Origin of the sequence: Saccharothrix tamanrassetensis (genome assembly GCF_014203665.1) — a bacterium.
GTDB lineage: Bacteria > Actinomycetota > Actinomycetes > Mycobacteriales > Pseudonocardiaceae > Actinosynnema > Actinosynnema tamanrassetense.
Genome location: NZ_JACHJN010000002.1, coordinates 43647 through 64596 on the forward strand (window position 1 = coordinate 43647; position 20950 = coordinate 64596).

Here is a 20950-nt window from a genome sequence, read left to right on the forward strand (position 1 = left end):
AAGGGCGTCGGATAATCTTGTCCCAGCCTTCAGGGGGTGTGATGCACGCAGAGCAACCGGTCCGCACCGGTCGAGCCAAGAGGCTGCCCCGCGCGGTGCGCGAGCGGCAGATCCTGGACGCGGCCGTGGACGTCTTCTCGCGGTTGGGTTTCCACGCCTCGTCCATGGACGAGATCTCCGAGGTCGCGGGCATCTCGAAACCCATGCTGTACGCCTACCTGGGCTCGAAGGAGGAGCTCTTCGCGACCTGCATCCGCCGTGAGGCGACCCGGATGATGGAGGCCATCGCGACCGGCGTCGAGCCCGACCAGCCGCCGGACGTGCAGCTGTGGAGCGGCCTGCGGGCGTTCTTCGGCTTCGTCGGCGGCAACCGGGCCGGTTGGCAGGTGCTGCACCGCCAGGCGTCGTCCCAGGGCGGCCCGTTCGCGGCGGAACTGGCCGACATGCGCGGCCGGGCCATCAGCCTGGTCGCGGCCCTGCTGGTGCACTCGTCGGACTTCCCGAACGTGCCGCGGGCGGGCGACAAGGAGGCGGAGTCGCTGGCCGCCGCCCTGGTCGGCGCGGGTGAGTCGCTGGCCGACTGGTGGCTGGACAACCCGGAGGAACCCGCCGGCGTGGTCGCCGCCCGGCTGATGAACCTGGTCTGGATGGGATTCGGCGACCTGGTGGGTGGCAACGTCTGGCACCCGCCGTCGCGGCGCGCGCCGGACACCCCCCAACCCGGGGCGGAGAGCTGAAACCGCGGGTCAGCCGCTGATCGTGCCTTCCAGGTGAGGACGGTCCGACCACAGCGCGAAGCGCCACCCGTCGCCGGTCGGCGTGGCCGAGAAGTCGACCTCCGCGGGCAGCAGGACCGGGGCTTTGAAGCGCACGTCCACCGTGCAGGCGTCGGGCAGCCTGCCCTCGAACGCCGCCACGCACCGCGCCTTCGACCACATGCCGTGCGCGATGGCGCGGGGGAAGCCGAACGCCTTCGCGGTCAGCGCGTGCAGGTGGATCGGGTTGCGGTCGCCCGAGACGTTTGCGTACCGGCGGCCGATGTCCCCGCCGACCCGCCACACCCCGGTCGGGCGCGGCGGTTCGGCGCGTTCGCCCGGAGAACTGCCTTCCCCGCTTCCGCCACGACGGAGATAAGTCGACACGTCGACCCAAACCTGCTCGCCGGCCACGGACGCCGTGGACACCACGTCGAACTGCCGTCCACGCTCGTGCGGCCGGAGGTTCTCGACGTGCACCCGCAGGTCCAGCTCGTCGGACGCGAGCAACGGCCGGGTCTGCGCAATCCGGTTCGCCACGTGCACCAGGCCCGGCAGCGGGAACGGGAACCCGCGACCGGTCATCAGCTCGATCTGCAACGGGAACGCCAGGACGTGCGGGTACGTGACGGGCAGTTCCTCACGCACCGGGAACCCGCACACGCGGTCGTACGCCGCCAGGTGCTCACGGTCGACGGTCGTCCGCAACGACCGCACGTCGGACGGCAGCGAGGACCCGCGCCGGGTGAACCCGGTCAGCGCCGCCTTCGCGTACAGCCAGGTCAGGTTCGCCATCACGCACCCAGCAGGCTCTGGCCGCAGACCCGCACCACGTTCCCGTTGACGCCCCCCGACGCCGGGTGCGCGAACCACGCGATGGTCTCCGCCACGTCCACCGGCAGGCCGCCCTGCGACAGGCTGTTCATCCGCCGCCCGGCCTCCCGGATGAACAGCGGCACGGCGGCGGTCATCCTGGTCTCGATGAAGCCGGGCGCGACCGCGTTGACCGTCGTCCCGGTACCGGCCACCTGCGCGGACAGCGAGTCCACCATGCCGATCACGCCGGCCTTGGTGGTGGCGTAGTTGGTCTGGCCGACGTTGCCGGCGATGCCCGCGATGGACGACACCCCGATGACCCGCCCGTTCGGCCGCAGCGCCCCGGAGTCGAACAGCGCCTGGTTGACCCGCTCCTGACTGGCCAGGTTGACCGCGACCACCGCGTCCCACCGGCCCTCGTCCATCCGGCCGAGCGTCCGGTCGCGGGTGATGCCCGCGTTGTGCACCACGATGTCCACGCCGCCGTGCCGCTGGGTCACGTGTTCGACGATCCTCGCGGGCGCTCCGGCCGACGTGATGTCCAGTTGGATCGTCGAGCCGCGCACCCGGTTCGCGACGGCGGACAACTCGTCGCCCTGGGCGGGCACGTCCAGGCAGACGACGTGCGCGCCGTCGCGACCCAGTACTTCGGCGATCGCCGCACCGATGCCGCGTGAGGCGCCGGTGACCAGGGCGACCTTGCCGGCGAGCGGCCGGGACCAGTCCTCGGGCACCTCGATCGGGCCGGTGCCGATGCGGATCACCTGGCCGGACACGTACGCGGACCGCCCGGAGAGCAGGAAGCGGAGCGTGGACCCGACGCTGCCCTCCGCGCCCTCGGCCACGTAGACGAGCTGTGCCGTGCCGCCGCGCTTGAGCTCCTTGCCCACGCTGCGCACGAAACCCTCCAACGCCCGCTGCGCGACCTGCGACGCGGCGGACGCGGGCGGCGTGCCGAGCACGACCACCCGCCCGCACGGTCCGAGCGACCGGATCACCGGGTGGAAGAACTCGTGCAGTTCCCGCAGCCGTTCGGTGCTGTCGATGCCCGTCGCGTCGAACACCAGCGCGCCGTAGCGCGGGCTCTCGGACACCACGTCCAGCCCGATGGACCCGAGCGCGGCGCCGACCGGCTCGACCAGCCGACCGCTGCCACCGAGCAGCACGGGGCCGTCGAGAGGAGGCTGGGTGGGCGAGTGGCGGCGCAGCGGGTACGGGTCGGGCAGGCCGAGCTTGCCGACGACGAACCGTCCGAAGCCGGACCTGGCGAACGACTGGTAGCGATCCATGCGCACATCACACTCCCTACTTGTTAGTAAGTCTACTGGTGAGTAGGTAAGCTGGCCAACACACCCCCCGCAGCTGGAGGACGACGACATGGCCGAGATCCGGAGGGTTGCCATCGTGGGCGGCAACCGAATCCCGTTCGCCCGCTCGAACGGCCCGTACGCCACCGCGTCGAACCAGGACATGTTCACCGCCGCGCTGGACGGCCTGGTGAGCCGGTTCGCGCTGCAGGGCGAACGGCTGGGCGAGGTGGTCGCCGGCGCGGTGCTCAAGCACAGCCGCGACTTCAACCTGGTCCGGGAATCCGTCCTGGGCGGCAGCCTGTCCGCCGAGACCCCGGCGTACGACGTGCAGCAGGCGTGCGGCACCGGCCTGCAAGCCGTCATCGCGGTGGCGAACAAGATCGCGCTCGGTCAGATCGAGTCCGGCATCGCGGGCGGCGTGGACACCACCAGCGACGCGCCGATCGGCGTCAACGAAGACCTGCGCGGCGTCCTGCTGGAGTTCAACCGGGCCCGCACCACCGGCGCGAAGCTCAAGGCCGCCGCCAGATTGCGCCCGAGGCACGTGGTCCCGGACATCCCCCGCAACGGCGAACCCCGCACCGGCCTGTCGATGGGCGACCACGCCGCCATCACCGCCCGCGAGTGGGGCATCACCCGCGAAGACCAGGACCTGCTGGCCGCCACCAGCCACCGGAACCTCGCCGCCGCCTACGACCGGGGCTTCTTCGACGACCTGGTGACCCCGTTCGCCGGTCTCTCCCGCGACCAGAACCTCCGGCCGGACTCGTCGGTGGAGAAGCTGGCCGAGCTCAAGCCGGTGTTCGGACGGGACGAGGGCGCGACCATGACGGCGGGCAACTCCACGCCGCTGAGCGACGGTGCGTCCGTGGTGCTGCTGGCGAGCGAGGAGTGGGCGGCGGCGCGCAGGCTGCCGGTGCTGGCCTACCTGACGTTCACCGAGACCGCGGCGGTCGACTACGTGCACGGCGGCGAGGGCCTGCTCATGGCTCCGGCGTACGCGGTGCCCCGGATGCTCGCGCGTGCCGGCCGGTCGTTGCAGGACTTCGACTTCTACGAGATCCACGAGGCGTTCGCCTCGCAGGTGCTGGCGACCCTGAAGGCCTGGGAGGACGCCGACTTCTGCAAGGGCAGGCTGGGGCTGGAGGCCCCGCTGGGCCCGATCGACCGGTCCAAACTGAACGTCAACGGGTCGTCGCTGGCGGCGGGGCACCCGTTCGCGGCGACCGGCGCGCGCATCGTGGCGACCTTGGCCAAGCTGCTCGCCGAGAAGGGCTCGGGGCGTGGCCTGATCTCCATCTGCGCGGCCGGCGGGCAGGGCGTGACGGCGATCGTGGAGCGGTAGTCCGGCAACGTCCGGGACGTGGTGCGGTGGACGACGATCCGCCGCACCGTCCGGCGATTCCACGCAACCGTCAGCCGGGTGACCGTCAAGTCACGCACCCGTCAGCCGGGCAACTGTGAGCCGCGCACCCGTCAGTCCAGCAACGTCCAGGCTGCGGTGCAGCGCACCGTGACGACGATCTGCTGGGCCTCCAGGTTGAGCTCGTCCATGTTCGGAGCCTGGCCGACCGAGCCGCCGTACGCCGCCATGGCACGGCCGGGGGTGGACTCGGCGGCCCACGTCTCGCCGTCGCCGTCGGAGAGGCGCTGCAGCGTGCCCAGGCGTGCGCCCAACGCCTCGGCGTAGCCCTCGGCGCGCCGCCGCGCGTCCAGCACGGCCTCCCGCTGGGCCTCGCGGATCGCCTCGGCGTCGGCGGCGAGTTGCCACTGCGGGCCGTTGAGCCACGTCGGTTCGGCGGCCACGAGTGCCGACAGCAGGTCGTCCAACTGCGCCAGGTCCTCCACCCGCAGCGTGTACTGCTGGGACGCGCGGCTGCCTGCCCGCTGCTGGCCGTCCCAGTTGTCGTGCACGGACAACTGCCGCGACCGCACTTCCACGCCCGGCCGTTCCAGGACCGGCTCGACCGACGCGACGCGCCGGGTCAGCTGGTCGACCGCCTCGTTCCGGGTCGAGCCGACGGTCTCGAAGTTCACCTGCACCTCGGCGCGGTCGGCGGTGCGCTCGACCTTGCCGGTGCCCTTGGTCACGACTTCAGCCACGACGCCCAGCCAACTCCGCTACCGGATCATCCGCAACGATAAGGCTTTATACCTCTAATGCTAGACAACCGAATACAGGCCGACACGCCTGCACTATTGGATCGGTCGTAGACAGCTCGATACCGTCCGAGGATGGACCCGGTCCGCAACCCGTTCGCCCCCGGCGCGGGGCAGCGACCGCCCGAGCTGGCGGGACGCGACAAGGAGCTCGCAGCCTTCGAGGTGGTGCTCGAACGGGTGGCTCGCGGGCGACCCGAGCGGAGTCTGGTGCTCACCGGGCTGCGCGGCGTCGGCAAGACGGTGCTGCTCGGCGAGTTGCGGTCGATGGCGGTCAAGCGCGGCTGGGGTGCGGGGAAGATCGAGGCGCGGCCCGAGGCGGGGCTCCGGCGTCCGCTGTCCGCCGCCCTGCACCGGGCGATCCGGGACCTGGCCGTCCGGCACCGCGCCCCCGAACGGGTGGAGGCCGTGCTGGGCGTGCTGAAGGCGTTCGCGCTGCGCGCCAACCCGGCCGACGCGAAGCTGCGGGACCGGTGGCAGCCCGGCATCGACGTGCCAGCCGCGCAGGGCCGGGCCGACTCCGGGGACATCGAGATCGACCTGGTGGAGCTGTTCACCGAGGTCGCGGAGCTGGCGCAGGACGTGGGCACGGGGGTCGCGCTGCTCATCGACGAGATGCAGGACGTGCCGCCGGACGACATCTCGGCGTTGTGCGCGGCCTGCCACGAGCTGTCGCAGTCCGGTGCGCCGCTGGTGGTGGTCGGCGCGGGGCTGCCGCACCTGCCCGCCGTGCTGTCGGCGTCGAAGTCGTACTCCGAGCGGCTGTTCCGCTACGTGCGGATCGACCGGCTCTCCCGCGAGGACGCCGACCGGGCAGTGCTCGCGCCCGTCGAACGGGAGGAGGCGGGCATCCAGGACGAGGCGCTGGACGCGCTGTTCGACGCCTCCGGTGGTTACCCGTACTTCATCCAGGCGTACGGGAAGGCCGCCTGGGACGCCGCGCCCGCCGACCCGATCAGCGCGCTGGACGTGGCGGTGGCCGCGCCGGAGGCGGACGCGGAGCTCGCGGTCGGGTTCTTCGGGTCGCGGTACGAGCGGGCGACGCCGGCCGAGCGGGAGTACCTGCGGGCGATGGCGGAGCTGACCGACGGCAAGGACGCGGGCGTGAACACCGCGCAGGTGGCCGACCACCTCGGCCGCAAGCCGTCCTCGCTGTCGCCCGCGCGGGACAGCCTGATCAAGAAGGGCCTGGTCTACAGCGCGGAACGCGGTCAGATCGCGTTCACCGTGCCGCACTTCGGCCGGTTCCTGCTGGGGCGCGAGGACTGATCTGCGGTTGCCTACCGTCGTCTAGCGGTGACGCTAGAGGGCGGCTTCGGGGCTGTTCGGCTCAGCAGGTGTCTGTCAGGCGAATCACAGGGGTCCGTCAGGTAGTGGCCGGTGATTCATCGGCCTGTGCGCCACCTCACCGGATAATCGGGTGATTTCGCCGCCCGGAGGGTGCATACTTGAGGCACACCACCGAGGAACACCTTCGAGAGGGATGAAACCCCGATGAACTTCACTGCGAAGCTCCGCGCTCGTCGTGTCGAGGCTCGCAACCGCAAGGCTGTCGCCCGCGCGATCGACCAGGCGCCCACCCCGGCGATGCGTCACGAGCTGATGGCGATCGCCCAGGCCCAGGTGACCACCCTCCGCTGAGCCTCCGGGTGGGGCGACCGCCCGATCGACACCGGGCACGCGCCCCGTCGTCCCACCCACTGGCGAAGGGGGAAACTCCGAAGGCCCTGTCGCACCTCCCGCGCGACAGGGCCTTCGGCTATGGTGTACCTATCGAAACGTGATCTGGGTCACACGCCATAGGGGTGTAACAGTCCACGATCGTGTCTCGATGTTCCGGGTGACCCCGCGGTGCTGTCGGACCCCCGACCTGGCAGCACCGCGGGGTTTCCCATCTCTCCCCCGACTGCTTAGTGCATGTCCGGACTGCTACTTGGACGTGGCCGAGCCGGTCCAGGTGTCTTCGTCCTGTCTGCGGGCATGCCTGTTCATCACTATCCCCCTGAATGTGTCTTGTCCCCCATGGACACCACCCATGGTGCCATCGGGGTACGACAGTTTTTTGAAGGTTTGCTGAGAGCATGGGGCGATGACCCGCCCGCTCCTGGTGGTTGACGCGGCAAATGTCATCGGATCCGTGCCCGACGGCTGGTGGCGAGACCGCGCAGGCGCTGCCACGAGATTGCGAAACTCGCTGGTGGGAGTGGGTGAGCACGGCCTGGACGGCTTCGCACCGGGTCCGCTCGACATCGTCTTGGTGGTGGAAGGCAAGGCCCGCCACGTGCAGTCCGTCCCCGGCGTCCGTGTGGTCTCCGCCACTGCGTCCGGAGACGACGCCATAGTCGACGTAGTCCGCAATGAGGCGGAAAACCGCCCCTGCGCCGTCGTCACCGCCGACCGCGAACTCCGCCGCCGCGTAACCGACCTCGGCGCCACCGTCCTCGGCCCCCGATCCGTCCACCGCCCGTCCTGAAACCGGCCGCTTCCGGTCGGTGGCCGCGGGCTGACTCAGCCGGCGCGGATGTTCGGGAACACGAAGGGGCCGCGCCGTCGAAACGCGCGGCGCGCTCTGGTGAGGCGCTCTGGCTTCGCGGCAAGGTGCCGTCCGGCCATCTGGACGTTCTGCTGCCGGACGGCTGGCTCCTCCACGGGGCGAAGTCCCGGCGCAGCCTGGCACCGCCGACTGCGAACTCCACCGCCGCTCTGCGTTACCTCCCGTGACCCTCGCTCGGTGCGCTCAGTTCCAGCGCGTGGCGGGCCCTGTCGATCAACTGTTTGTAGGTGACGACCTCGATCCGGGAGCGGTCGGCGTTGTACACCCGTAGCGCCTCATCGACTTGCTGCTCGGTGAAGTCGACGTCGTACATCGGGTGTCCGATGACCACCGTGCCGCTCGCCCGCCTTGCGTCGATGCCGTGACGTTCCAGAATTCCCGCCCGGTCCTCGTCGAACGCGCGAAGGTAGTTCGTGACCTGTGCGGAGGCCCGATTCACGTCGTCGGAAGTGATCGGGACGCCTCGGTGCAGCTTGACCAACCGCGTGTTCGCCTTCTTGAGTTCGACGACGTGAAGTACCCCGTCCGGTCGCAGCAACGCCAAGTCGACCTCGGTGCCGGACGTCAGGCGCCTCACGTCGGAGACGCCGGTGTACCCGCCTCCGAACAACCAGGCCGCGCGCTCCACCAGTCGCTGCAACCCGCGCTCCTTGGTGAACGGGTTCTCGACCGCCGCCTCCAGTTCGTCCAATTGCGTGCGCCTCAGCCGGAGTTGGGCCGCTGCCACCAGGAGATTCGCGTCGGGTGCCGCCAACAGTGCATCGACCTGCGGGTCGGTGTCCTCGTCGGTGTGGAATTCGACTCGGTCGACCAGCACGTCGACCAGCCAGGCGGCGATGTCGGATCTGACCCGGAACGCGCCGTAGTGCCCGGCTCGCCTTGCCCTCACGAACCGCACCGCTCGGCGCCCCGCCTCCTCGAAGTGAGCACGGATGTCGGCAGCAGTGGCAGTCGGATTGTCAGCAAGCAGCTTGTCGATCTCCTGCCGGATGAACTCGTTGCCGGCGCTCATCGACGTTTGGATCATTTGGATGTCGCGTAACTGCCCGGAACCGTCATACAGGTCGTACTTCATCGTCAGGTCGGATTCCAGCAGACGGCCCAGCATGTAGGCGACCGCATCCTGTGCGCCTTCCTCGCTCGGAGCGTCTCCGGCCTGATGTGCCTCCCGCACGATGAACTCCAACAGTTCGACCAGGCGCTTGCCCCCCTTGTACGGGCTCTGTGGGCCCATCGATTCGATCGCGTCCATGAAGTGCGGCGCGATTTCCGGGGCCGCCAGTTCGTGCAGTTCGAGAAGCAGGGACTTGAGGGTGAAGTCGGTCCTGAGTGCCATGGTTCGCGATCATGACAGGCGCGGAACGCCGGTCGAACACGGTGGGCGCGGATGAACCGCGCACATCGCGACCGCTCATCGCCGCTGCGCTCGTGTCTGCGCGGTCCCGAGTTGACCGGACGCGGCCGGCTGAGCGCCGGTGACCGGGAGATCGAACTCGCCGACCTGCGCGGCGAGGTGGTGCTGCCGGACTTCCGGATCTTCTGCTGCCAGCAGGTCAACGCCTCCACTCGCGGTCGTGGTGGTCACGGCACGCCGCCGCGAAGTTCACGCAGCCGTGTCCTTCGTTGCCGAGCAGGTCCAGCAGGTCCGCGACCGACCGCGGAGCGCGCTTGTACCGCGAGACCTGCCTGCGCAGACTGCTGTGGACCGCTTCAGGGGCGAGGTCCAGCTGGTCCTGGAGGAAGTGGTCCTGGTGGAGGACGAAGATCCCGTACGGCGCGACGGCCGACTCGGGGAAATCCCTCAGGTTCTCCGTCACCAGTGCTTCCGCGCCGCCCCGCACGGCAGCCGCCAAGACGTGTCGGTCCTGGGGTGGTTCGTCATCGAGCGGATGAGGTCTTCGTAGCCGTCGACCCGCGCGTCCGGGAAGTGACGGGTCATCTGGTCGAGCCGGTGACGGACCTGCTCCTCGGTCGCCCCGCGTTTGCGCAGGTTCCGGTCGAGTTCCTCCAACACGCCCGCCGACCACAGCGGCCGGTAGATGCCGCACTCGGCGATGCTCAGGACCGTGTCACAGAGGTACGGCTTCAGCAGTACGCACGTGTCCAGGAAGACGGAGTACAAAGATCACCTGTCGTCGTCTGGCGGCATCCGTTCGAACGGCGTGTCGATCGGCAGGTCGTAGAGTCCACTCTCCTCGCCGTCGCGCACCATTTGGTCCAGACCGGCGGCACGGGCCCTGCGAACGCGTTCCTGGTAGGCCAGAAGATCGGCCAGCAGCACCCGGCGGTGGCGGTTCGGCTTCTCGTAGGGGATCTCGCCCGCTTCGAGCAGGCGGACCAGGGTAGGTCGGGAAACGCCCAACACCTGAGCCGCTTCACTGGTGGTCAACACGGTGTGGCGGGGTGCGACCGTGATCGCCAGGCCCTGCGACATCGCCTGCACGACGTCCCGGATGACCTCGAACACCTCGGCGGGCAACTCCAGGCGGCTGCCGTCGGGCGCTACCAGGATCGCCTTGTCCTGTCGAAGACCGGCGAGCAGGGCGGCCAAGGCCGACGAGGACTCCGGTCGTGCCGGCGGTAGCAGGGTCCGTTCGCCCACGATCGTCGTCATGGCACGACCGTAAGCTCAAAACGAACAAAACGAAAGATGGCTTCGCTCATATGGTGGACGGGCGGAACAGGACGCGCCGGCGTCCTGTTGACTTCGAACGTGACGACTGCTCAACGCCGCCGTGCCCGCGTCCGCGCCCCCGAACTGGTCGGTCGCGGCTGGCTCAACACCGGTGACCGCGACATCGCGCTCAAAGACCTGCGCGGCAAGGTCGTGCTGCTGGACTTCTGGACCTTCTGCTGCATCAACTGCCTGCACGTGCTCGACGAACTCCGCCCGCTCGAAGCCGAGTTCGCGGACGTCCTGGTCACCGTCGGCGTCCACTCGCCGAAGTTCGTGCACGAAGCCGACGCCGACGCGCTCAAGGCAGCGGTCGAACGCTACGAAGTGCACCACCCCGTGCTGGACGACCCCGAACTCACGACGTGGCAGAACTACGCCGTCAAGGCGTGGCCCACGCTGGTCGTGGTGGACCCCGAGGGCTACGTCGTGCACGTCGCCGCGGGCGAAGGCCACGTGGACGCGCTGCGCCAGGTCGTCTCCGAGCTGGTCGAAGAGCACGACGCGAAGGGCACGCTGCACCGCGGCGAAGGTCCTTACGTGCCGCCCGCCCCCGCCGACACGGAACTCCGCTTCCCGGCCAAGGCACTCGTCACCCCGAACAACACGCTCCTGGTCAGCGACTCCGCCCACCACAGCCTGGTCGAGCTCGAACTCGACGGCGAGACGGTCATCCGCCGCATCGGCACGGGCGAGCGGGGGCGGCGCGACGGTCTCGACCCGAGCTTCTCCGAGCCCGCCGGCCTGACCCTCCTCCCCGCCGACGTCGCCGCCGAGGTCGGCTACCACGTGGTCGTCGCCGACACCGTCAACCACCTCCTGCGCGGCCTCGACCTGGACACCGGCGAGGTCACCACCGTCGCGGGCACGGGTGAGCAGTGGATGGACGGCGAGACGGACGGCCCGGCCCACCGGATCCGTCTCACCAGCCCCTGGGACGTGACCTGGTGGGAGCCCGCCGGGGGCGTCGCCGTCGCGTTGGCAGGCAACCACACCCTCGGCCTGTTCAAGCCCGCCGAACGCCGCCTGGAACGCCTCGCGGGCACCACGGTCGAAGGGCTCGGCGACGGCTCGTTCGAGGAGGCCTTCTTCGCGCAGACCTCCGGCCTGGCCGCCGACGGGGACCGCCTCTGGCTGGTCGACTCCGAGACCTCCGCCCTCCGCTACCTGGAGCACGGCGAGGTGCACACCGCCGTGGGCAAGGGGCTGTTCGACTTCGGCCACCGCGACGGCGAAGCCGACCAAGCCCTCCTCCAGCACCCGCTGGGCGTCGCCGTGCTGCCGGACGGCACCGTGTCCATCGCCGACACCTACAACGGTGCGATCCGGCGTTACGACCCCTCGACCGGGGAGGTGTCCACGCTCGCGACCGACATCGCCGAACCGTCCGACGTCCTCTACGCGGACGGCGAGCTGGTGGTCGTCGCGTCCGCCGCGCACCGCCTGGAGCGCCCCGTGGCGCCCGGCACGAAAGTCCTCGGCGAGGCCCACCAGGTGCGCCGACCGCCGACCCTGCTCGCGCCCGGCGACCTGGAATTGAAGGTCGTCTTCACCCCGCCGGCCGGCACCAGGCTGGACGACCGCTACGGCCCGTCGACACGGCTGGAGATCACCAGCTCGCCGCCCGGACTCCTGACAGCGGGCGCCGGCGTGGGCACCGACCTGACCCGCACGATCCACATCGCCGAGGGCTTCACCGAGGGCGTGCTGCACGTCGTCGCGCAGGCCGCCAGTTGCACCGACGACCCCGCCGTGGAGCACCCGGTGTGCAAGCTGACCCGCCAGGACTGGGGCGTGCCGATCCGCGTCACGGCGGACGCCCCGCACCGGCTGCCCCTGCTGATGGGCGGCCTGGACGAGGGCTGACGAGGCGCCACGTAGACTCTGCTGGTGCCCGATGTCAAGCTTGAGATCCAGATGCTGCACGACCGCGTCATGGTGCGGATCTCGCCGGAGGACGGTGAGCGCCGCAGCAGCGGCGGCATCGTGATCCCGGCGACCGCGCAGATGGCCAAGCGTCTGGCCTGGGGTGACGTCCACGGCGTCGGCACGAACGTGCGGCACGTCAAGGTCGGTGACCGGGTGCTGTTCAACCCGGAGGACCAGTACGAGTTCGAGGTGCAGGGCGCGACCTACCTGGTCCTGCGGGAACGGGACGTGCACGCCGTCGCCAGCGAGCGGTCGGACCACGGCACCGGTCTCTACCTGTGAAGCGCGGGTACCTGTGAAGCACCGAGACCTGTGCAGCACCGAGAAGTGATCGACGCGTGACGGCGGTCGGGTAAGCAGTCCCGAGGACTTGCGAGAGGCAAGAGGGGGAGCGGTGCCGGAGAACCAGCGACCGGAGTACGACGCTGAGCGGACCAGGGCGTTCGAGCCCGTCCGCCCGTCGGGCACCGCTTCGGAGCGCACGACGCAGATCCCGGCGTCGTCGGTGCAGGAGGCCGCCTGGCCCACCGACGAGGAGGCCTGGCCGCAGGAGGAGCCGGACGAGCCGTCGTCGGCCCCGACCGTGCGCAACGTCCCGCCGTCCGAGGCGACGCGGATCATGCCCGGCGAGGCCACCCGCGACCTCGCGCCGCCGGCCGAGTCGGTGACGCACAAGCTCAACCCGCCGGCGGAGCAGCCCCGTGCGGCAACCCCACCGGCCGAGCAGACCCGTGCGGCGGTCCCGCCGGCCGCGGAGACCCGCGCGTTCCCGCCGGACAACCCGCGCAACCCGTCGCCGTCGGAGGAGACCACGGTCTTCGCCAGCCCGGTGTCGGAGCCCGAGGCCACCGTGCTGGGCCCGGTGATGGTGGACGAGAAGACCGCGGCCGAGGAGGGCGACGCCCGGCGGAAGAACCGGCGGAAGGTCCTCATCGTCGCGGCGAGCGTGCTCGGCCTGCTGGTCGTGCTCTACGGCGCGGACATGCTGATCTCCGGCGGCAACGTGCCGCGCGGCGTGACGGTCGCCGGCGTCGACGTGGGCGGTATGAGCCACACCGCCGCCGAGCAGAAGCTGCGCGACACCATCGGCCCGCGGCTGGCCCAGCCGGTGAAGACCCAGGCGGGCGACGTGACCACCGAGTTCGACCCGCAGGGCGCCGGGCTGGAGCTGGACTGGGTCGCCACCCTGGACCGGGCGGGCGACCAGCCGCTGTCCCCGATCACCCGCGTGACCTCGTTCTTCACCTCCCGCGAGGTCGGTTTCGCCACCCGCAGCGACGAGGCGAAGCTGACCGCCGCGCTGGAGGCGCTGCGCGCCAAGACCGACCACGACCCGGCCGAGGGCACCATCCGGTTCGAGGGCGCGACGCCGGTCGCGGTGGACCCGAAGCAGGGCCAGAAGCTGGACGTGCCGGGCGCGTCGGACAAGCTGCTCGCGGACTGGGCGGACGGCGGCACCATCGAGCTGCCGGTCGCGACCACGCCGGTGAAGACCACCAAGGCAGGCGTGCAGAAGGCGCTGGAGGAGTTCGCCAAGCCCGCCACCGCCGCGCCGGTGGTCGTCAAGGGCGAGGGCAAGGACGCCACGCTCACGCCCGAGCAGCTGGCCGCCACCCTGGTGTTCGAGCCCGCCGACGACGGCAACCTGATCGTCAAGGTGGACAACAACAAGGTCGTCGAAGCCGCCGGCCCGCAGCTGAAGGACACCGAGAAGGAGGGCAAGGACGCCGAGATCGTGTTCGAGGGCGGCAAGCCGACCGTCAAGGAGTCGGTGGACGGCCTCGGCATCGACTGGGAGAAGTCCCTGGTGCCGTTCATGGACGTGCTGAAGAGCGCGGACAAGCGGGAGATCAAGGCGGAGTACAAGCACACGCCCGCCAAGGTGACCACCGAGCAGGCCAACAAGATGGGCATCAAGGAGGTCATCGGCGAGTTCCAGACCGGTGGCTTCGCGGCCGACTCGGGCACCAACATCCGCGTGGTGGCGGAGAAGGTGAACGGCGCGATCGTCAAGCCCGGCGAGACGTTCTCGCTCAACGGCCACACCGGTCCGCGCGGCCTGGCGCAGGGCTACGTCGAGGCGGGCATCATCGAGAACGGCGCTCCCGGCCGCGCGGTCGGCGGCGGCATCTCGCAGTTCGCGACCACGCTGTACAACGCGGGCTACCACGCGGGCATGAAGGACGCGGGCCACAAGGAGCACAGCTACTGGATCTCGCGCTACCCGGCGGGCCGCGAGGCCACCGTGTTCATGGACAACGCGGGCAACAGCCTGATCGACATCAAGTTCACCAACCCGGACGACACGGGCGTGGCGATCCAGACGATCTGGACGCCGTCCTCGATCCGGATCGTGCTGTGGGGCACGAAGAACTACGACGTCAGCGGTTCGACCAGCGAGAAGTCCAACTTCACCGAGCCGAACGAGGTCAAGAAGAACACCCAGCCGTGCGTGAACAGCGCCGGCGCGCAGGGCTTCACGGTCACCGACACCCGCACCATCAAGGACCGCCGCACCGGCCAGACCCGCTCCGAGTCGCGCACGGTGCGCTACGACCCGTCGCCGAAGATCGTCTGCGAAGCCCCACCGGCGGGCTGACCACCGCGTCCGCCCGGCCGCCCTACCACCGCGTCCGCCCGGCACACCCGACCAACGGGTTGGCTCGGCACGCCTGACCACCGGGTTTGCTTAGAACGCCCACCAGCGGGGTAGTCACCCGTTCGTGAGCGTTCACTCGGTAAGACGTCACCCGGCCGTGCAGTTCCTCGGTCGCGGTGGGATGGTGTGCTACGGATTGGTGCACGTGCTGCTCGCCGTACTCACCGCCCAGGTGGTTTTCGGTGACAGCGGGGAACGCACCGACCAGAAGGGCGCGGTGGCGACCCTCACCCAGACCGGCTTCGGGCCGGTGCTGCTGTGGATCCTCGCCATCGGGCTGTTCGCGTTCGCGGTCTGGCAGATCGCCATGGCCGCCTCCGGCTACAACTGGGTCTCCCCCGAGCGCAAGCGGGTCTTCCGCCGGCTCGGCTCGGCCGGCCGCGCCATCACCGGCACCGCCATCGGCATCGCCGCGGTCAACTACGCGACCGGCAGCAGCCAGTCCAGCTCCACCGAGCAGTCCCAGACCTGGACGGCCCGCGTGCTCGCGCTGCCGTTCGGCCAGGTGCTGGTCGGCGCGGTGGCGCTATTCGTCATCGGGCTCGGCGTCGCGGTGGCGCGCAAGGGCTTCAAGAAGGCGTTCGAGGACGACCTGAACATGTCCGAGCTGCCCGCCGCGTCGCGGAAGTGGGTGGAACGGCTCGGCCGCATCGGCTGGATCGGCAAGGGCATCTCGTACGCGTTGATCGGCATCCTGGTCGGCTTCGCGGCGATCACCGCCAACCCCGCCGAGTCCGGTGGCCTGGACAAGGCCCTGCACACGCTCGCCGCCCAGCCCTACGGGGTCTTCCTGCTCGCCGTGATCGCCCTGGGGTTCCTGGGGTTCGGCGGTTACTGCTTCGCCGCTGCGCGTGCCCACAAGGACTGACGCCGGCGGTGACGAGCACCGCCGGCGTCAGGTTCCACCTCGGCCCTGGTCTGCCTCCTCGGGTGTGCCTCGGTTGACGTGACCCTCTTGCCGCCACCCGAACCGGACCAGGCGGCCGTCCGGGACATCCGGACAGCGCGAAGGGCGGCACCCCCGCGAACCGGGGGTGCCGCCCTTCGGTCAAGCCGTCAACCCAACGCCGGACCCTCAGCTCAGAACGCGGCCTCGTCCACGTCCATCAGCGAGTTGTCCGTCGTCTCGGCGATCTTGCGGCGGGCCGAGAGCTCCGGCAGGACCGACTTCGCGAAGAACGACGCGACCGCGACCTTGCCCTCGTAGAACGCCTTGTCCCGGGCCGACACCTGGCCGTCGAGCTTGGCCAGCGCCACCTCGGCCTGGCGCAGCAGCAGCCAGCCCACCAGCACGTCGCCCGCGGTCATCAGCAGCCGGACGGAGTTCTGGCCGACCTTGTACAGGTTGCGCACGTCCTCCTGCGAGGTGGTCAGGAAGCCGACCAGCGCGCCGAGCATGCCCTGGAGGTCCTCCAGGCCCTGCTTGAGCAGCGCCCGCTCCTCCTTGAGCCGGCCGTTGCCGCCCTCGTTGTCCAGGAACTTCTGGATCTCGCCGTTGATGAAGCCCAGCGCCTGGCCCTTGTCCCGGATGATCTTGCGGAAGAAGAAGTCCAGGGACTGGATGGCGGTGGTGCCCTCGTACAGCGAGTCGATCTTGGAATCCCGGATGTACTGCTCGATCGGGTACTCCTGGAGGAACCCCGAGCCGCCCAGCGTCTGCAGCGACTGCGCGAGCTGCTCGTACGCCCGCTCCGAGCCGACGCCCTTCACGACCGGCAGCAGCAGGTCGTTGACCTTCTCCGCCAGCTCCTTGTCCGGCCCGCCCAGCGCGATCCGGTCCTGGAACGTGGCCGTGTACAGGTACACCGCGCGCAGGCCCTCGGCGTACGCCTTCTGCAACATCAGCGAACGTCGCACGTCCGGGTGGTTCGTGATGGTGACGCGCGGCGCGGTCTTGTCCGTCATCCGGGTCAGGTCGGCGCTCTGCACGCGCTCCTTGGCGTACGACAGGGCGTTCAGGTAGCCGGTCGACAGGGTGCCGATGGCCTTGGTGCCGACCATCATCCGGGCGTACTCGATGACCTGGAACATCTGCGCGATGCCGTCGTGCACCTCGCCCAGCAGCCAGCCCTTCGCGGGCACGCCGTGCTGGCCGAAGGTCAGCTCGCAGGTGGTCGAGACCTTGAGGCCCATCTTGTGCTCGACGTTGGTGACGAAGGCGCCGTTGCGCTCGCCGGTCGGCTCGCCGGTCTCCGGGTCGAAGTGCAGCTTCGGCACCAGGAACAGCGACAGGCCCTTGGTGCCGGGCCTCGCCTCGATGCCGGGGCCCTCGGGACGGGCCAGCACCAGGTGCATGATGTTCTCGGTCAGGTCCTGGTCACCCGAGGTGATGAACCGCTTGACCCCGTCGAGGTGCCACGAGCCGTCCTCCTGGAGCACCGCCTTGGTGCGGCCCGCGCCCACGTCGGAGCCGGCGTCGGGCTCGGTGAGCACCATGGTGGCGCCCCAGCCGCGCTCGATCATCAGCTCGGCCCACCGCTTCTGCCGCTCGGTGCCGTTGCGGTAGACGACCGTCGCGAAGTTCGGGCCCGCCAGGTACATGTAGATGGCCGGGTTCGCGCCCAGGATCAGCTCGGACGCCGCCCACTGCACCGACGGCGGGATGCCGAAGCCGCCCAGCTCGTTGGGCAGCGACAGGCGGTACCACTCGCCGTCCCAGATGGCCCGGTAGGACTTCTTGAACGACTCGGGCAGCGTCGCCGAGTGCGTCTTGGGGTCGAACACCGGCGGGTTGCGGTCGGCGTCGGCGAAGGACTCCGCCAGCGGGCCGACGGCCAGGTTGTTCAACTCGGCCAGCACGCCGCGCGCGGTGTCCTCGTCGGACTGCTCGAACGGCCCCGTGCCGAGGTGGTCCTGCACGTTGAAGACTTCGAACAGGTTGAATTCGAGGTCTCGGACGTTGCTCTTGTAGTGACCCATCTCGTCTCACTCCATGAAGGTCGGGGCTGTCCCCTTACTGACCGGTAACAACAGGGTATTACCTGTCAGTAACCCCGGCAAGGCCGACCACCCGGATGTGGCGGGCGGAACCGGCCTACTTCATGTTGCTGCTGAGCAGTCCTGCCTGGTAGGCGAGCGAGACGGCGTGCGTGCGGTCCCGTGCCCGGAGTTTGCGCAGGATGTTCTTCACGTGCGTGCGGACGGTCTCCACGGACACGTACAGCTCGTTCGCGACCGCCTGGTTCTCCAGGCCGTCCGCGATGAGCTGGAGCACCTCGTACTCCCGGCGGGACAGCGCGCGGCGCGACCCGGCCTCGGCGGTGGGCGTGAAGCCGGCGGCCAGCGGCGCGAGCGTCGGGTCCAGGTACATCCGCTCCTGGTGGCCGCGCACGATCGCCTGGAGCACCTCGCCGATCTCGCCCGCCCTCGGCACCATGCCGCGCACCCCGGCGGACAGCGCGGCCCGCACGTACTTCGCGGTCCGGTGCGGCTCGCGGACCAGCGAGATCACCAGCAGTTGGGGGTCGTTGCCGGTCAGCAGGGTCGCCAGGTGGCCCTGCGGGTCGAGCACGGAGTCGATCAGCAGCACGTCCGGCCGCAGGCGCTCGTGCAGGCGGACGGCCGTGTTCAGGTGGCCGGTCGAGCCGAGCCAGTGCAGCCCCGGTGTCCGGCGGACGACGGCCGAGAGGCCCTCGCGGAACAGCGGTATGGGGTCCACCAGCGCGATACCCGGTTCCGTGACATGCCGACCTGCGCCCGCCGCGGACGACGGACGCGCGTTGACACCGGTTCGCATGTGGATAGGAGTCACGTACCCGCTGAACATGACGGTGATTCGCGGAAAAACTTCGAGCGGTTCACTCCGTTGACCTAGCCGGACGAGGGTGGCAAGCGTGAGCCGGGGATCGAGTGTGGTCTTGCGCACACCGATCGCTCGGGGCTTTGTGGGCAGGCTCATGCGGTCCGATCGGCTCGGTGCCGCCACAGTGGGGTCCATGGGTGCTTGGCAGCCGCGGGACGAGACGGAGTCGGCCGCCGGGTGGAGCCTGTGGCTGGCGCTGAGCACGCGGTTGTGGCCGGACGGGTCGTGGGACGGGACACCCGCGGCGGCCGTGCTCGGGCTGCGCGAGATCGCGTCGGCGTGCGCGGAGATCAGGTCCCAGTGCCCCGGTGACGCGCCGGTGCTGCGGCTCGTCGACTCCGTGGTGTTCGTGATCAGCCTCCCGGTGGATCTGTGGCGCGACGACCACGTGCCGGTCGACGCGGATCGGGCGGCCCTGCTGCACGGCGACCTGGCGGGTGTCGCGAAGCACGCGGCGAGCGTGCGGGCCGTGCTGGCGTCCGGCGGGGGTTGGGCGGAGCTGGAGACCAGGTAGTACTCTGTGCACTAATGATTAGTGCACAAACTTTCGAGGGCGACCCGCTGGCCCTGGACCGGCAGGTCTGCTTCGCCCTGGCCATCGCATCCAGGAACGTGGTGGCCCTCTACCGGCCGCTGCTGGAACCGATGGGTCTGACGCACCCGCAGTACCTGGTCATGCTGGCCCTGTGGGGTGGGACACCGCTGTCGGTGAAGGAGCTGAGCCGATTGCTGGCGTTGGAGCCCGCGACCTTGTCGCCGCTGCTCAAGCGGCTGGAGTCGATCGGTTACATCACCCGGTCGCGGGCCATCTCCGACGAGCGCCAGCTCGCCGTGGGGCTGACCGAGCGGGGTGCGGCCCTGCGGGAACAGGCGCTGTCGATCCCGCCCGCGGTGGTCGAGCGCCTCGGCATGACGTTGGCCGAGCTGCAGGACCTGCACGCCGTACTGACCCGCGTCATCGCCGCGACGGACCGCACATGACCAAGCCGCCTCTGCTGTTGCGGGCCTGGTACCTCGTCGGCGGCCGACTGCCGGTGAAGTACCGCGACTGGGTCTTCCACCAGGCGACCAAGCCGACCTGGCTGGCGTGGTTCGTGGCCCGTGCGCTGCTCCAGGTCCTGCCGTTGACGATCGTGATCACGCTGGCCCTGGTCTGGGGCCTGGGCTCGCCGCTGCCGCTGGCCATCGCCTGCGGCTCCCTGGGGCTGGTGGTCGGCGTGTACTTCGCGGTGTCGTACGCCATCGAGAGCACCGACCACCGCATGACGAAGTACGGCTATCCCCGCGCGGCGGCCAGCACGTACCGCAAGGAGCGATCCACCGAGACCGACCGCGACCGCGAACGCCGCTACAACGAGGCCTGGCGAACCCCACCCGGGTGACCGGGATCGGGGTCGGCCGCCGGAACTGACGCAGCCCGGGACGTGAACGTGCAGGTCAACATGCCTGTGCCACTCGTTCGAGCAAATCTATGCCAGCGGAGGTAGACATTCGCCCCTCGGTGTGTGTAGTGTTCTCCTTGTTGCGAGAGAGACATGAACACGGGAGATGACGAACTACCCGTGAGGGCAAGGCAAGGCGCAAGACGGCCAGGCGTGTTGGAGCCGATCAGTGGAAGGGGTTCCGGCAGGGTGGCCAAGGACGATCGGCACGCAAGTCCGGGAGCACTACCGCAGTACGCACGACACCCGGAGCCGACAGTCGGAAGTGGGAAGTACCAGTAGGAGCAAGGCGCAGTACCAGCAAGGCAGTACTACCGCAGGATGCAGTACCGCAGTACCGGCAAGACGCAGTACGAGTTCGATGCAAGTTGAAGTGCAAGTCGTAAGCAAGTTGAAGTGCAAGTCGTAGGTGAAATAGCAAGACGCAGGTGCAAGTCGCAAGTGCAAGAGCTAGATGCAAGTGCAAGTAGTAAGTCGCAAAGCAAGTGCAAGGCGCAAGTCAGGACGGTCAGATGCGCCGGGGCCGATCGGTAGAAGGGGTTCCGGCGGGTGACCAAGGACTGTCGGCGAGGTGAAACCGGCGTGTGCAAGAGGTCCGGTGCCGACGGTCACGTGAGGATGAGAAGTTCGCGTAACAGAGGAGAAGGGAAGGGTTGCACACCATCGGATCGCCTGTTCACGGCTGAACTCTGCCGAACAGGTACCGCGGTTCCATCGGATTGGAAGGTGGTCTTCGGTTACGCACAAGCGATCCCCGCAGTGCCCGCCTCTGGTGCGGGTCCGGCGGACAGAGGAAATCGATCTCACGGTCGGTTGATGGAAGTGAAACCCAACACCCTGGGGCCCCGG

General features: G+C 69.6%; 21 protein-coding genes. 12 read left to right on the plus strand and 9 right to left on the minus strand.

Annotation, left to right across the window (positions count from 1 at the left end; translation table 11 throughout):
- Nucleotides 1–41: 41 nt before the first annotated feature.
- Complete coding sequence (locus FHS29_RS04955; protein WP_184688733.1) at nt 42–737, plus strand: TetR/AcrR family transcriptional regulator; 696 nt, start codon at nt 42–44, stop codon at nt 735–737.
- A gap of 9 nt (nt 738–746) precedes the next feature.
- Here the strand turns inward: FHS29_RS04955 and FHS29_RS04960 are convergent, their stop codons facing one another.
- Nucleotides 747–1550, minus strand: a complete 804-nt coding sequence (locus tag FHS29_RS04960) for a MaoC/PaaZ C-terminal domain-containing protein (protein ID WP_184688735.1) — start codon at nt 1548–1550, stop codon at nt 747–749.
- Nucleotides 1550–2860: a 3-oxoacyl-ACP reductase gene (locus tag FHS29_RS04965; protein WP_184688737.1), complete on the minus strand. Its 1311-nt coding sequence runs from the start codon at nt 2858–2860 to the stop codon at nt 1550–1552. Before FHS29_RS04965 ends, FHS29_RS04960 begins: the two co-directional genes overlap by 1 nt.
- 88 nt (nt 2861–2948) lie before the next feature.
- On the opposite strand from FHS29_RS04965, the gene FHS29_RS04970 reads away from it, so the two are divergent.
- On the plus strand, nt 2949–4226 hold the full coding sequence (locus FHS29_RS04970; protein WP_184688739.1) for an acetyl-CoA C-acetyltransferase: 1278 nt from the start codon (nt 2949–2951) through the stop codon (nt 4224–4226).
- 131 nt (nt 4227–4357) lie between these two features.
- Here FHS29_RS04970 and FHS29_RS04975 read toward each other — a convergent pair whose 3' ends face one another.
- Nucleotides 4358–4984, minus strand: a complete 627-nt coding sequence (locus tag FHS29_RS04975; protein WP_184688741.1) for an SIMPL domain-containing protein — start codon at nt 4982–4984, stop codon at nt 4358–4360.
- Nucleotides 4985–5116: 132 nt separating this feature from the next.
- Here FHS29_RS04975 and FHS29_RS04980 point away from each other — a divergent pair, with 132 nt between their 5' ends.
- The 3 genes from FHS29_RS04980 (at nt 5117) to FHS29_RS04990 (ending at nt 7514) form a co-directional block, all read left to right on the plus strand.
- Complete coding sequence (locus FHS29_RS04980; RefSeq protein WP_184688742.1) at nt 5117–6310, plus strand: ATP-binding protein; 1194 nt, start codon at nt 5117–5119, stop codon at nt 6308–6310.
- A gap of 225 nt (nt 6311–6535) precedes the next feature.
- Complete coding sequence (locus FHS29_RS04985) at nt 6536–6682, plus strand: hypothetical protein (RefSeq protein WP_170199033.1); 147 nt, start codon at nt 6536–6538, stop codon at nt 6680–6682.
- A gap of 448 nt (nt 6683–7130) precedes the next feature.
- Nucleotides 7131–7514 carry a PIN domain-containing protein gene (locus FHS29_RS04990; RefSeq protein WP_184688744.1) on the plus strand — a complete coding sequence of 128 codons (384 nt, stop codon included), beginning with the start codon at nt 7131–7133 and terminating at the stop codon, nt 7512–7514.
- A 235-nt stretch (nt 7515–7749) separates the two neighbouring features.
- On the opposite strand, the gene FHS29_RS04995 is transcribed toward FHS29_RS04990, so the two are convergent.
- From FHS29_RS04995 to FHS29_RS05005, 4 genes are all read right to left on the minus strand, one after another.
- A complete protein-coding gene (locus FHS29_RS04995) occupies nt 7750–8931 on the minus strand; it encodes a Shedu anti-phage system protein SduA domain-containing protein (RefSeq protein WP_184688746.1) in 1182 nt (393 codons plus the stop codon).
- A 217-nt stretch (nt 8932–9148) separates the two neighbouring features.
- Complete coding sequence (locus FHS29_RS36245) at nt 9149–9412, minus strand: VapC50 family PIN domain-containing toxin (protein ID WP_221455460.1); 264 nt, start codon at nt 9410–9412, stop codon at nt 9149–9151.
- Complete coding sequence (locus FHS29_RS36250; protein ID WP_221455461.1) at nt 9409–9717, minus strand: PIN domain-containing protein; 309 nt, start codon at nt 9715–9717, stop codon at nt 9409–9411. The genes FHS29_RS36245 and FHS29_RS36250 overlap by 4 nt, the downstream gene beginning before the upstream one ends.
- A 3-nt stretch (nt 9718–9720) precedes the next feature.
- Complete coding sequence (locus tag FHS29_RS05005; RefSeq protein WP_184688748.1) at nt 9721–10209, minus strand: helix-turn-helix domain-containing protein; 489 nt, start codon at nt 10207–10209, stop codon at nt 9721–9723.
- Between the two features lie 36 nt (nt 10210–10245).
- Between FHS29_RS05005 and FHS29_RS05010 the strand changes: the two genes are divergently transcribed.
- From FHS29_RS05010 to FHS29_RS05025, 4 genes are all read left to right on the plus strand, one after another.
- The gene (locus tag FHS29_RS05010; RefSeq protein ID WP_184688750.1) at nt 10246–12135 is read left to right on the plus strand and encodes an NHL domain-containing thioredoxin family protein; all 1890 of its coding nucleotides are present in this window, start codon (nt 10246–10248) and stop codon (nt 12133–12135) included.
- Nucleotides 12136–12186: 51 nt separating this feature from the next.
- Nucleotides 12187–12480, plus strand: a complete 294-nt coding sequence (locus tag FHS29_RS05015; RefSeq protein WP_184689960.1) for a GroES family chaperonin — start codon at nt 12187–12189, stop codon at nt 12478–12480.
- A gap of 112 nt (nt 12481–12592) precedes the next feature.
- Complete coding sequence (locus tag FHS29_RS05020) at nt 12593–14797, plus strand: VanW family protein (RefSeq protein ID WP_376774388.1); 2205 nt, start codon at nt 12593–12595, stop codon at nt 14795–14797.
- Between the two features lie 124 nt (nt 14798–14921).
- Nucleotides 14922–15725, plus strand: coding sequence for a DUF1206 domain-containing protein (locus FHS29_RS05025; RefSeq protein WP_312864761.1), 804 nt, complete (start codon nt 14922–14924; stop codon nt 15723–15725).
- A gap of 212 nt (nt 15726–15937) precedes the next feature.
- Here FHS29_RS05025 and FHS29_RS05030 read toward each other — a convergent pair whose 3' ends face one another.
- Together FHS29_RS05030 and FHS29_RS05035 are read right to left on the minus strand one after the other, a co-directional pair.
- The gene (locus FHS29_RS05030; protein WP_184688752.1) at nt 15938–17776 is read right to left on the minus strand and encodes an acyl-CoA dehydrogenase; all 1839 of its coding nucleotides are present in this window, start codon (nt 17774–17776) and stop codon (nt 15938–15940) included.
- Nucleotides 17777–17891: 115 nt separating this feature from the next.
- Entirely contained in the window at nt 17892–18515 is a 624-nt protein-coding gene (locus tag FHS29_RS05035) for a LuxR C-terminal-related transcriptional regulator (protein ID WP_312864762.1), read from the minus strand.
- 277 nt (nt 18516–18792) lie between these two features.
- Between FHS29_RS05035 and FHS29_RS05040 the strand changes: the two genes are divergently transcribed.
- The 3 genes from FHS29_RS05040 to FHS29_RS05050 are packed head-to-tail and all read left to right on the plus strand — an operon-like array spanning nt 18793 to nt 20041.
- Nucleotides 18793–19173 (plus strand): hypothetical protein, encoded by a 381-nt coding sequence (locus tag FHS29_RS05040; protein ID WP_184688756.1) that lies wholly within the window; start codon nt 18793–18795, stop codon nt 19171–19173.
- Nucleotides 19174–19187: 14 nt separating this feature from the next.
- Complete coding sequence (locus tag FHS29_RS05045; RefSeq protein ID WP_184688758.1) at nt 19188–19640, plus strand: MarR family winged helix-turn-helix transcriptional regulator; 453 nt, start codon at nt 19188–19190, stop codon at nt 19638–19640.
- A complete protein-coding gene (locus FHS29_RS05050) occupies nt 19637–20041 on the plus strand; it encodes a DUF5313 family protein (RefSeq protein ID WP_184688760.1) in 405 nt (134 codons plus the stop codon). Before FHS29_RS05045 ends, FHS29_RS05050 begins: the two co-directional genes overlap by 4 nt.
- The last annotated feature ends 909 nt before the right edge of the window (nt 20042–20950 follow it).